Origin of the sequence: Bacillus sp. 105MF, assembly GCF_000374885.1 — a bacterium.
Lineage (GTDB): Bacteria > Bacillota > Bacilli > Bacillales > Bacillaceae_G > Bacillus_A > Bacillus_A pseudomycoides.
In genome coordinates this window covers 71,668-82,922 of record NZ_KB895585.1, presented here as the reverse complement: position 1 = coordinate 82,922, position 11,255 = coordinate 71,668, and the positions used below count along the sequence as shown (strand labels likewise).

Genomic DNA, 11,255 nt, shown 5'->3' with positions numbered 1-11,255 from the left:
TTGAATATGGAGTGGACGGCTTCCATTCAGGCGATTGAAGAAGATAGGAAGCGTCAGGCTGACAACCTTTTAAATGGTAGTTCAATTGAAGAAGGAGCAATGTGTGGTCCATTAAATAGTGAGAAAAAAGATGAATCTTTACTGGATAAGTTTAAACATGGTGTCGAAAATATTTATGAGGACTATAGTAAAATAAGTGGTGCCTTTGATAATAAAGTGGAATCTATGTATGAAAGTGCTTGGGACTTTATACAAGGTGCTGGCAGTGCAGTAGCAGAAGACTATATTTGGACTAACACCACCTGATAATGATAAATTAGAAAGCAAGACAACCTACCAAGCTGGAAGGCTTACTGGACATGTTTTATCAACGGTAGGATCTATTGTAGAAATTTTTGAAGGTTTTTCAGTCATAGGCGGCTCTAATTTCTTAACCATCGTCGCAGAAGTAGGAACTGGTGGATTGGCATCACCAATTGTTCTTCCATTAAATGCAGCTGCTACAGTGGCTGGTGTTGGTGCTGTTGCACACGGTGGATATGTTTGGGATAAATCAATTCAAAATGCTAAGGATACTCTTCAAAAAATCCAGTCTTCTGATATTGCATTTAATAAAGCTAAAGATTTAGCTGGTGTTCCTATGTCACAACAACCTACACGCCAATGGCAAGTAGGAGATGATATACCTAAAAAAGGGTATGAATCTAAGAACTATGAATATAGTGCTAACCACGCTCAACATGGACGTTATTATGAGTACGATACACCTCAAGGTAAACGAGTTATTTTTGAGCATATTAATGATGGCGTATTACATACACATGCAGGTATACCCAAAGATGGAGCTAATCCGTATACTTCTGATTTTAAGAAGGAAAGATACTCTAACATTTACGGATTTAATAACGATCATCACACTTATTATAACAAATGAGAAGCAGGAAAATTATGATATATCAAAATGAGAAGATTCGTAGAAAAAAAGCATTAATCAATGCTAAAAAAGTCATTAGCCAATTTTCAAATTTAGAACTTATTGAATTTGAAAATCCCGATTCTGCATGGATAGAACTGTTCGACACAGCATTGAAAAAGTTTCGTAATGTTGACTCTAAGCCAACATTTCATATTCCTATTGGTGATGTTAAGAGTGAGTATATTTTATGGATTGAAAATTCTTTAGGCTCTTTAAGTTTTTCAAATCATAAAACAGAATATTTTATATTAGTTCCTAATTGTTTAGAGCCGGTATGGGCAAATGTTAGAATATTGAATTTCACAAAATCTATTGAGGAACTTTGGAACATTTCTGAAACTAATGAATTTATAATTGCTGATAAGAGTACGGGGCAAATTGCACAAATATTTTCTGAAGAAGAATGTTATGAAATTCATTATAAGCGCTGCAACACTGACCTAATTGACACTTAAAAAAATTAATATTAGTATTAGAAAATTAAGCCTTGATTAGCTAAATGTCTTTCAAACTTTCTGGATAGATGAGTATAGCAACTTCGGTAAAATGATTGAGCAAACAGCAAAGAATATGTTATACAAAAGAGCATCCTTTAAGTGGATGCTCTTTTGTAACTCTTACTTCACTTAAACATAGGCTTCGTTTGCAGTAACATAGAAAGTTACATTATCCAATATGCCTCCCCTGACCCAATCACTATCTTACTAAAACATAATTAGTAATTTCATTTGTATATTTTTGTATTTACAAGCTCTTCCCTTTCCTCCATAATTTTAAAACAGATTATAAATCAGCACATGATGCAACTTTAAGGTCAGGTCGCCCTTTGAAAATCCCCGATATAGATACAGAATAAAAATGGAGGAGATAAACTATGGCAATCCATATAACAATGAATAAAGAATTTGAAGATGGGGAGATAGTTGTATATCAATATTATCCATCAGAATCACCAGAAAAAGTTGGGAAAATGTATTTTCATAAAAAAGAGGAAATGTTTTACGATTTAGAACTTGTTCCAGAAGAACCAATCGGAACAAGAAAGCATTATTTTAATTGTGCAATTTCTAGGATAGTAATATGTCTTAGAAATGGAGGAGAATTTTTGGATGAAATGACATACGGGGTATAGCAAAACAAACGAGTATATAAAAAGGCCGGCTCAAATAAAGAGCCGACTTCTTTTTCATTATGTTAACGTACATTCACATATGCATCACTAGCTGTAATGTAGTACACACTTCCACGAGAATTTTTCACTTTATACTGTGGTGAACCATTTACGGACACTTTATCAATAAACTTGAATCCTAATCCTGTATCTAAAGTACCAGCAACATCTTTATCCTGCCAAGATGGAGAATCATAGAAACGTAGGTTGTCTACTTTTGAAACGACACAGTTTCCTGCAATAGATGAATCCACTACATAGATACTCTTTGTTTGCAAATACGAAAATCAAAACCCACAAACGTTGTTATAGCAACGTTTGTGGTGTTAGTCCATACAATATAAATTGAATCGTATTTTCAATTTCCACTTCATCGTCCCATTTTTCTTCAGGTAATAATAAAAATCGAGTTAAAATTAACCCCATTATAGCTGATAAAGTAAAGCGGATAACTGAAGGGATTGGCATTTCAATAATTTGTCCTTGTTCTTGAAAATGTACAATTAATTTTTTAAAGCGAGAAAAAAGTTCCTTCTCTACTAATTGTTGTATTTCATTTTTTAATTCTGGTTGAAACGGTACTTCTTGTATTAAAATTTTTAACATTGGAAAATGTTTTTTAGCAAATTCAAATCGATTTCGAATTGCTTTTCTTAAAAATTCTTCATACGTTTCATACGTATTCTCCAGTATTTCTTTTGCAAAAGCCTGTACAAAAAATGGAGCAGCAAACTTTGTTAATGTTGGCATGACAACCGCTAATAGTAAATCTTTTTTTGTTTTATAGTAGCGGAAGATTGTTCCCTCCGCTACACCAGCACGCTTTGCAATTTCACTCGTTGAAGTTGATGCATATCCTTTTTCTCCAAACATATCAACCGCTGCTTCTAATATACGCATTTGACGTTCATTACGTTTATCTGTGTCTGTAGCAGCAATTAATTCTTCCAGCCAATCTTTCTTCATTCGTAAAGCCCCTTTTTTATAAACATTATATTTTGCGATGTTTCTTCAAAGCAAATACATTCCCTACTGCAAATACTATCGCAAAAAGAAGTAACACACAAAGGTCTCCCGCAATTTCAGTAAATCCTTGATTACGAATCATCACTTGTTTCATTGCATCAGCACCGTATGTGAGTGGGAATAACTTACCTAGCATTTGCAGCCACTTATTCATTGATTCCATTGGAAATAAACCTGAAAAGAAAATTTGCGGTACGATGACCAGTGGGATAAACTGAATCATTTGAAATTCGTTATTGGCGTATGCCGATAAAAAAGTGCCTAGTGTTAACGCTGTTAGTGAAAGCATACATGTAATTAGTAATGTAAGCCACGGTGACCCTGCTACATATAAATCAAGAATATAGACAGAGAAACTTACAATGATAACAGACTGTAAAAACGCAAAAATACCAAATCCAATTATATAACCAACAACAATTTCCCAGCGGCGCACTGGAGTAGATAATAATCTTTCCAACGTCCCACTTAAACGTTCTCGTACAAAGGAAACTCCTGATAAAATAAAAACAAAGAAGAATGTAAAAAAGCCAATTAATACCGGTCCAAGTCCATCAAACATCGTGAAATCTGCGGAACCATGTAAAAAATCAATTTCTGGTTTCATACCGGGCATATCATTTTTTTCTGTGGCCTTTTGTAATGTCTGTAGCACTGCACGGTTTTTTGAAGAATCACTACCTTCTAGCAATACATTCGCTTTTCCATGTTCTAAAGTGATAATGGCATCTATTTGTTGATTTTTTAATTTAGAATACGCTTCATCTTTACTATACTCATAGATGGTAGCATCTTGCTTTTTCATTGATTCTACTATAGGTGCTGGAACATCTATTAATGCAATATGAGGAGTGTAATCCTTTTGTGTAAACACAAGCGATAATAACCAAAGGAGTAACATTGGCGCTCCAAACATCATCGCAAGTGACCGTTTATCCCGAAGAAACTGACGAATAATCCGAATAATTACACCACCGACTCTCATGATTCAACCGCTCCTTCCAATAGAAAGACATCTTCAATCCGTCCTGATGAAGTTCGATCTTTTAAATCATTTGGAGTTCCTGTTGCAATTAACTTCCCATCTCTAATTAATCCAAGACGTTCACAAAATTCAGCTTCGTCCATAATATGTGTTGTCACAATAATCGTTGTTCCTTTCCCTTTGAGCTCATAAAATTTTTCCCAAATAGATTTACGAAGAACTGGATCAATTCCAACCGTTGGCTCATCTAAAATTAAAAGCTTTGGTTCATGTAAAAGTGCCATCGCTAGAGATAACCGCTTTTTCATCCCCCCTGAAAAGTGTTGTACTTGTTTTTTAGCATGCTCTGATAATTCAACTAATGTAAAAACTTCTTCAATTCTCTCCTTCTTATGTTTACCTTTCAATCCATACATTGTTGCGATAAAATCTGCATTTTCATAAGCTGATAATTCTTCATACAGCGCATCGGCTTGTGCCATATAACCTATTTGCTTCATGCCGTTTAAGTTTGGCATTTGTACCCCTAATGCTATTACATTCCCTACTGTTGATTCACTAATGCCAGCAATCATTTTAATAAGCGTCGTTTTACCAGACCCGGATGGACCTACTAAACCAAAAATCTCTGTCTCTGCTACAGATAGTGAAATATTGTGCAGTACTTCTTTTTTTCCAAAACACTTTGATACATCTTGTAAAATGACTGAAGGTTGTTGCAATAAGATCTCCTCCTTTTCAAAATGAGTGAGTACTCACTTTTATTTTACTCTTAGATTATTATATGTCAAATTATATTTATGAGTATTATCTTTTCAATCTTTCTAACAACTAATACATTGTCTATAGAACAATGAAACAGAGTCGACAATAGAATTCATTTCTCACTGTCGACTCTGTTTCATTTTAAATCATTATTTATAGGCTACGTTTCTAAATTTAAATACTTTCTAATTCTAGCAAGATCTAAAGAATACTCAATTACTAACTGCTGGATAGGCAAAATAACTTTTTCGGGATACAAATGTGCATATTTTAATGTTTCTGTATATTTTTCTAACCTTTTTTCTAAATACTTCACAATTTGCTCAGGATGATTCACCAATAAACATTGACTATAATAATGAATTTGTTCTTCAATTGCAGTATATTCCTCAATTTCAAATTCTTTATGCATGTGTACACTCCTTTATAATTAGTTTTTTATATGCACAAGCCATAAGCATTCTAATCTGAATGAAAACTGAGTATTTTAATTATTTACACTATAACAAAGAAAGAACGTCAAAATTTGTTAGTTTATGTAGCGTAGAACAAATTTAACAAAATTGTAATGGATACTTGTACTTTTTAGAAAACACCAATCTTTCATCATACATATTTTCTGTTACTTACATTTGTTATCTTATTTTCTATTAAAAGAGTTATAGTGAATGAACCACCGCAACGTCACTCAAAGCTAATAAAAAAAAGTCGTACAAATTAATCCAGTTGTACGACTACAATTTCTGGTCTATTAAAAATCCTTTGAGGAATGATGCTATTCCCTAACCCTCTGCTTACTATCATGGAAGTACCTTGTTCCTTATATGAACCTGCTGTGTATTTGGGTAATATGCCTTGATTAGGTGCAACTAAGCCTCCAATAAAAGGTAGTCTTACTTGTCCTCCATGGGCATGCCCTGTTAAAACTAAATCAATTTGTTGCTCAGCGTATACTTGTAAAAGTTCAGGTCTATGTGAAAGTAGTACTTTATATTCATCCTGATCTACCTCATTTTTCGCTTTAACGATTTCATTTTTCACTGTAGACATCTCTTCATTTTCATCGTTATTTTTCGCGGTAAATGCCGGATCATCTATGCCGAGAAGGCAAATTTCCTGCCCCTCTTTTTGAATACGTTCATGTTCATTTCTCAAAACTGTCACATTATATCTTTTCAACTCTTTTTCTAAACTATCATACCTCCCTGACCATAATTCATGATTTCCTGTAACAAAATAAACGGGATAGTGTTTTACAAGCTCTTTCACTACCTTTAAACTCGCCTCTGCATCATACCTCTTACTATCAATTAGATCTCCTGTAATAGCGATAATATCAGGGTTCAAGCTTTTTACTTTTTCAATTAAAACTTCTTGGTTTTCTCCAAATTTTTTACTATGTAAATCCGATAACTGTACAATTTTAAATCCCTTGAAATTAGAAGGTATCTTACTAGATGTTATTGATATTTTACTTACACTTATTAAATTATTTTGTAAGTATGAGAATGCACTGACTCCTATTGCTATTGCACTTATAATAAATAACCTTTTATATCTTTTTTTCATATCTTCTCCCTTATAAAAATTCTATTAAATATATTTTTCGCAATTCTTTTTAATCATATCATTAACATTTTATCAAACTGTCTATTTCTACAAATAGATAGTATTTTATTTTTTCTTTCAATACAGTATGTGAAATTATCTTTTTTTCGCAGTGTTCCTTGCTCCTTAACTAACATTACAGATATCAACTTCATTGTATCTATATAAGAATTTCTTTGTTTTATCTATATCAATGCAGCAAAAAAACTGCCTAAGGGGGACCTTAGGCAGTTTGATTCATTTATATTTATGCTAGTGATTTCGTTTCTCTCATTACTTCAATGAAGTATCCCCAGTTATTTATAACTGATGAAATACTAATATGTTCATCTGGCGTATGAACATTGAAAATATCTGGTCCGAATGAGATGGCATCCAATTCAGGCATTTTTTGAACAAATACACTACATTCAATACCAGCGTGCACTGCAAAGATTTCAGCATCTTTGTTATATTTTTCTTTATGCACTTTTTCAAACAAATCACGAATTGGTGAATTGGGATTATACGGCCATTCTGGATACTCTGATTCCTTTTCAAATTGCGCCCCAACTAATTCTGCAATATACTTAATTTCATTCGTAATGTGCTGTTTTAAACTGCTTACAGAGCTTCTTACTTCATTTCTTAATTTAATTTCATTATGTAACGTTTCAATAACACCTAAGTTTGTTGAGCTTTCTACAAGTCCTTTAATATCCATGCTCATGCTTTGAATGCCATTTGGAATCAAGAATAAAGAAGAAATAAGTTGTTTCTGTGTTTCTGTTGCAAATACTTTTTCTACTTTTTCTTCTAATTTTGTAAGAGAAACATGTACATCAGGATCTACAGCACGTAGCTCGTCTTGGAAAATACGTGTCCATTCTGCTACTTTCTCTTCTACCTTTTGTACATCATTTACAGATAATAAAATTGTTGCTACGCTTTCACGCGGAATCGCATTTGTTTTTAATCCACCGTGAATTCCACTCATGTTAAATGAAATTTCATTTGATAAATCATGAAGAACGCGTCCTAAAACTTTATTGGCATTTCCTCTTTGTTTATCAATCTCCATACCAGAGTGGCCACCTTTTAAGCCTCCAGCATATAAACGGTATGCTTCTAGTTCAGCAGGTACTTCTTCCCAAGCAACAGGAATCGTTTCAACTGCCTTCGCTCCACCTGCACTGCTCACTAGTAATTTATGATCTTCTTCAGAGTCGATATTAATAAATATTTTCCCATCAAAGTGCTTCGCATCAACAGCAAAAGCACCACCCATTGTTGTCTCTTCTTCTGTTGTAATTACAACCTCAAGAGCTGGATGTGGAATATCAGTTGAATCTAATAGTGCTAATGCATACGCAACCGCAATACCATTATCAGCACCTAAAGTCGTTTGATTTGCATACAGCATGTCCCCAACGATTCGTAATTGAATTGGATCCTTTTCAAAATCATGAACGGTTGCTTGGTTCTTCTCACAAACCATGTCCATATGGCCTTGAATAATAATTGCAGGAACATTTTCATAACCGTCAGTTGCTGTCTTTTTAATGACTACATTTAATGCTTCATCTTGTACAACATCTAAATTACGATCTTTTGCAAATTCAACTAAATAATCACTAATTTCTTTTTCATTTCCAGATCCTCTTGGAATCTTTGAAATTTCTGCAAAATGATAAAATACAGGGTGCTTTGTTAATTGTTCTAAATTAGAATACATTTTGAAGCTCCTCTCTTAAATAAAACTGATTGGATAAATCTTTGAATTTCAAATTATTCTTTTCTTTACCATTATACCATGCTTCATCATTTTACTTTTTATTAAAGGTGTAGATCTATCACTTCTATTTATCAAAAACTATCCCATATCCATTTCACATAATATTAGTATAATTTTATACTACATTTAAAAAATTAAGGAGAATGCATATGTATTTTACAGAAAACCTTCCTTGTCCTGAACACATTTTCAATTTACCCCGCATTAACGGGCAGTAAAATCCCCACCTCAAGATTCAAAGAAAAACGAGTAAGATAGGCGGAGGATCAACTGCCCGTAAAAGCCCAATTGATGCAACTAATAATCAGTGGGGATGACTATTTAAAGCTTTCAAAAGAGCAATTGCATCATACTCTCATTCAAAGTACTTTTGTCATAAGTGCTTATGATAACGATCAATTAATTGGAACCAGACGTATTATTTCAGATGGGATAATTAACGCTTATCTATGTGGATTAGTCGTTCATCCCTCCTTTCAAAATCGCGGAATTGGAAAGGAGATCGTTCAAAAATTAATTGTAGAATGCAAAAAACAGAACCTACACTTGCAATTAATTTGTACAGCTGAATACATTCCATTCTATGAAAAGCTAGATTTCGAAGAATTTGCGATAGGAATGAAGAAAAAATAAAAAAGAAAATGCACCTATGCATTTTCTTTCAAGTTTTTCCCCTGTATATATTTTGATGCATCACCATTCACGATCTTTTCTAGTCGATTAATATTTTCCGTTAATGCACCTTTCACAAGAGAGAAATCTGTATTTGAATCTTCTTTTTCTTTCTTAAAAAAAGCAAGTTTTTGTTGTTTCATTTCTTGCATTTTCTCCTCCCCCTTTTGTAAAAAAGATACAACTTTTATCTATCTTTATTATATATTAAATATAGAAATGGTGCACTTTTATCCTTTTCTTTTTAATTCTTCTTCTAAATTTTCTACTTGCTGCATTGTATCTCCTTTTATTAAAGAGAAATCTGTTGCATCTTCAGCTTCTTCTTTGAAAAATTCACTACCGTATTCTTTTTCCACTACAATCACCTCTACGTGCTAGTGTAGGAATGATTGTCCGATTTTATTCAACTTTGTTCCATTTTCTCGAAATTTGTTCTACATTATGTATAAAGGAAAAGGACAGAATTTAGATTCTGTCCTTACTTACTAAAATAACTATGATGAATTGTTAAGTTATATACATTTTCAAAATCCCGGTCTTGAAGATTATTCTTTTGACCATCAATAACAATACAAACATCTTTTACTGTTTTGGCTGGTATGATACCAACATTTTCAACTTGCACTGCTTTCTGTTCATTTAATTGTTCTATATGTTCCACAGGAACTGTAATACTAAATTGAGAACGGATACCACGAAAATTCGTATTTAATTCATCTTCTGTCACAAATACCACAATCTTCGCCCCAATTTTTTCTGCATACGTATCAAGAAACACATTTAAACTTTGTGCATATTCTGTTTCAGTTTGCCACTCCATCGTACCAAATGCTGCTGGGTTTACATTTTGAATAATTGTTGTGTAGATCTCACCTCGTGCTTTCGAAGCAATTAATGATCGTTTAATAGATTGAACGGTCTTTCCGATATCACTAAATTTTGCACCCCATATTTCAGAAATGTTTGGAGTTAAAATAAATGCAATATCAACAAATACCACCATTGCAACGAACATCAAAATATTTTTCCAGAGGGTTAAATCAATTCCTTTCATCATTAAATACATTGTGACTGATGTAATAAACACACCATACCATGTTTTTCGAATAAGTTGCTTTTTTTCTTCGTACAATTCTTCATTTTTCCAATAAAAGAAAATAAGAAATAAAAAGACTAATACGAGAAGAAACAAACCAACTCGAATGTTAGAGACCGTCAATCACATCACCCTCCATTCAAAAACTTCTCACGATATCATTACATGCTGATTTCCCTCTCATTATGACAAAAGACATGGACAACCTTCTAAAGTTAGCTGCATTGCATATACATGAGAAGGAAGCCACATCTTTTATAATGAATCTACATTTTATATGTAGACAAGCATACATTTCAAATTTTCACAAATATTTTTTATCAGGATATATGTTTCGGAATCACACCTTCCGGAACTTCACCATCCATACTTAAATAGTAATGACGAATTGGGCGTAAATTTTCATCTAGTTCATATACGAGTGGTATACTCGTCGGAATATTTAATGATACAACACCATCATCCGATAGATTATCTAAATATTTTACAAGCGAACGAATTGTATTCCCGTGTGATGAGATGATTACCTTTTGACCAGATTGTAACATCGGTGCAATTTCATTATGCCAAAAGTCCAATACTCTTTGTTCCGTATCCTCTAAGCACTCAGTAAGTGGAAATTCACCTTTTTTCAACAACTTATATCTTGGATCATCAGCTTCATACCTTGGATCATCTTCAGTAAGTGCTGGCGGTCTTACATCAGTACTTCTTCTCCATATATGAACTTGCTCATCACCATATTTCTTTGCTGTCTCATCCTTATTTAATCCTTGCAATGCTCCATAATGTCTTTCATTTAACTTCCATGATTTATGTACAGGAACCCATGCAAGGTCCATTTCATGTAGAATAATCCACAACGTTCGAATTGCCCGTTTTAAAACAGATGTATACGCAACATCAAACGTATATCCATTGTTTTTTAAAATTGCACCTGCTTCTCTTGCTTCATTTAATCCATTTTTTGATAAGTCTACATCTGTCCATCCTGTAAATCTGTTTTCAAGATTCCATAAACTTTGTCCGTGACGAATGAGTACAAGTTTTATCATAATAATCCCCTTCCGGAAATGAAAATTTAAATTTTGCAATGCGTACACGTAATAAAGTATCTGGTAATGTTAATTTTTTATCCATTTATTCTATGATTTATCCATAGTTGCCAAAATACATGGA

Annotated in this window: 14 protein-coding genes and 2 pseudogenes; 5 read left to right on the top strand and 11 right to left on the bottom strand. The window is 33.2% G+C overall.

Going from position 1 to position 11,255, the window contains the following annotated elements; all coding sequences use genetic code 11:
• From C564_RS37725 to C564_RS0123465, 4 genes and pseudogenes are all read left to right on the top strand, one after another.
• Positions 1–599: pseudogene (locus C564_RS37725) on the top strand (hypothetical protein); the annotation flags it as partial.
• 41 nt (positions 600–640) lie between these two features.
• On the top strand, positions 641–934 hold the full coding sequence (locus C564_RS37720; RefSeq protein ID WP_231382354.1) for an HNH/endonuclease VII fold putative polymorphic toxin: 294 nt from the start codon (positions 641–643) through the stop codon (positions 932–934).
• A 14-nt stretch (positions 935–948) separates the two neighbouring features.
• On the top strand, positions 949–1,431 hold the full coding sequence (locus C564_RS0123470; RefSeq protein ID WP_003207188.1) for a hypothetical protein: 483 nt from the start codon (positions 949–951) through the stop codon (positions 1,429–1,431).
• A gap of 419 nt (positions 1,432–1,850) precedes the next feature.
• Entirely contained in the window at positions 1,851–2,108 is a 258-nt protein-coding gene (locus tag C564_RS0123465; protein WP_003197760.1) for a hypothetical protein, read from the top strand.
• Positions 2,109–2,170: 62 nt separating this feature from the next.
• On the opposite strand, the pseudogene C564_RS32535 reads toward C564_RS0123465, so the two are convergent.
• From C564_RS32535 to C564_RS0123430, 7 genes and pseudogenes are all read right to left on the bottom strand, one after another.
• Positions 2,171–2,404, bottom strand: a pseudogene (locus C564_RS32535) (N-acetylmuramoyl-L-alanine amidase); the annotation flags it as partial.
• Between the two features lie 49 nt (positions 2,405–2,453).
• Positions 2,454–3,113, bottom strand: a complete 660-nt coding sequence (locus C564_RS0123455; RefSeq protein ID WP_003197756.1) for a TetR/AcrR family transcriptional regulator — start codon at positions 3,111–3,113, stop codon at positions 2,454–2,456.
• 25 nt (positions 3,114–3,138) lie between these two features.
• Positions 3,139–4,158, bottom strand: a complete 1,020-nt coding sequence (locus C564_RS0123450; RefSeq protein WP_018767055.1) for an ABC transporter permease — start codon at positions 4,156–4,158, stop codon at positions 3,139–3,141.
• Positions 4,155–4,880, bottom strand: a complete 726-nt coding sequence (locus tag C564_RS0123445) for an ABC transporter ATP-binding protein (RefSeq protein ID WP_003197752.1) — start codon at positions 4,878–4,880, stop codon at positions 4,155–4,157. The genes C564_RS0123450 and C564_RS0123445 overlap by 4 nt, the downstream gene beginning before the upstream one ends.
• 203 nt (positions 4,881–5,083) lie before the next feature.
• Entirely contained in the window at positions 5,084–5,335 is a 252-nt protein-coding gene (locus C564_RS0123440; protein WP_003197750.1) for a hypothetical protein, read from the bottom strand.
• 305 nt (positions 5,336–5,640) lie between these two features.
• Positions 5,641–6,492 carry a metallophosphoesterase gene (locus C564_RS0123435; protein WP_018767054.1) on the bottom strand — a complete coding sequence of 284 codons (852 nt, stop codon included), beginning with the start codon at positions 6,490–6,492 and terminating at the stop codon, positions 5,641–5,643.
• A gap of 286 nt (positions 6,493–6,778) precedes the next feature.
• Positions 6,779–8,245, bottom strand: a complete 1,467-nt coding sequence (locus C564_RS0123430) for an aminoacyl-histidine dipeptidase (RefSeq protein WP_018767053.1) — start codon at positions 8,243–8,245, stop codon at positions 6,779–6,781.
• Positions 8,246–8,596: 351 nt separating this feature from the next.
• Between C564_RS0123430 and C564_RS0123425 the strand changes: the two genes are divergently transcribed.
• Positions 8,597–8,938 carry a GNAT family N-acetyltransferase gene (locus C564_RS0123425; protein WP_003197745.1) on the top strand — a complete coding sequence of 114 codons (342 nt, stop codon included), beginning with the start codon at positions 8,597–8,599 and terminating at the stop codon, positions 8,936–8,938.
• A 14-nt stretch (positions 8,939–8,952) separates the two neighbouring features.
• Here C564_RS0123425 and spoIISB read toward each other — a convergent pair whose 3' ends face one another.
• From spoIISB to gpmA, 4 genes are all read right to left on the bottom strand, one after another.
• A complete protein-coding gene (gene spoIISB, locus C564_RS0123420; protein WP_003197743.1) occupies positions 8,953–9,129 on the bottom strand; it encodes a stage II sporulation protein SB in 177 nt (58 codons plus the stop codon).
• A 78-nt stretch (positions 9,130–9,207) separates the two neighbouring features.
• Positions 9,208–9,345 (bottom strand): D-alanyl-D-alanine carboxypeptidase, encoded by a 138-nt coding sequence (locus tag C564_RS0123415; RefSeq protein WP_098206110.1) that lies wholly within the window; start codon positions 9,343–9,345, stop codon positions 9,208–9,210.
• A 113-nt stretch (positions 9,346–9,458) separates the two neighbouring features.
• Positions 9,459–10,199, bottom strand: coding sequence for a type II toxin-antitoxin system SpoIISA family toxin (locus tag C564_RS0123410; protein WP_018767051.1), 741 nt, complete (start codon positions 10,197–10,199; stop codon positions 9,459–9,461).
• 197 nt (positions 10,200–10,396) lie between these two features.
• Positions 10,397–11,131 (bottom strand): 2,3-diphosphoglycerate-dependent phosphoglycerate mutase, encoded by a 735-nt coding sequence (gpmA, locus tag C564_RS0123405; RefSeq protein WP_018767050.1) that lies wholly within the window; start codon positions 11,129–11,131, stop codon positions 10,397–10,399.
• Positions 11,132–11,255 lie beyond the last annotated feature (124 nt).

Bases quoted from the DNA above. Each gene is read 5' to 3' on its own strand.
- C564_RS37720 (WP_231382354.1), top strand. From the start codon at position 641: ATGTCACAACAACCTACACGCCAATGGCAAGTAGGAGATGATATACCT.
- C564_RS0123470 (WP_003207188.1), top strand. From the start codon at position 949: ATGATATATCAAAATGAGAAGATTCGTAGAAAAAAAGCATTAATCAAT.
- C564_RS0123465 (WP_003197760.1), top strand. From the start codon at position 1,851: ATGGCAATCCATATAACAATGAATAAAGAATTTGAAGATGGGGAGATA.
- C564_RS0123455 (WP_003197756.1), bottom strand. From the start codon at position 3,113: ATGAAGAAAGATTGGCTGGAAGAATTAATTGCTGCTACAGACACAGAT.
- C564_RS0123450 (WP_018767055.1), bottom strand. From the start codon at position 4,158: ATGAGAGTCGGTGGTGTAATTATTCGGATTATTCGTCAGTTTCTTCGG.
- C564_RS0123440 (WP_003197750.1), bottom strand. From the start codon at position 5,335: ATGCATAAAGAATTTGAAATTGAGGAATATACTGCAATTGAAGAACAA.
- C564_RS0123435 (WP_018767054.1), bottom strand. From the start codon at position 6,492: ATGAAAAAAAGATATAAAAGGTTATTTATTATAAGTGCAATAGCAATA.
- C564_RS0123430 (WP_018767053.1), bottom strand. From the start codon at position 8,245: ATGTATTCTAATTTAGAACAATTAACAAAGCACCCTGTATTTTATCAT.
- C564_RS0123425 (WP_003197745.1), top strand. From the start codon at position 8,597: ATGCAACTAATAATCAGTGGGGATGACTATTTAAAGCTTTCAAAAGAG.
- spoIISB (WP_003197743.1), bottom strand. From the start codon at position 9,129: ATGCAAGAAATGAAACAACAAAAACTTGCTTTTTTTAAGAAAGAAAAA.
- gpmA (WP_018767050.1), bottom strand. From the start codon at position 11,131: ATGATAAAACTTGTACTCATTCGTCACGGACAAAGTTTATGGAATCTT.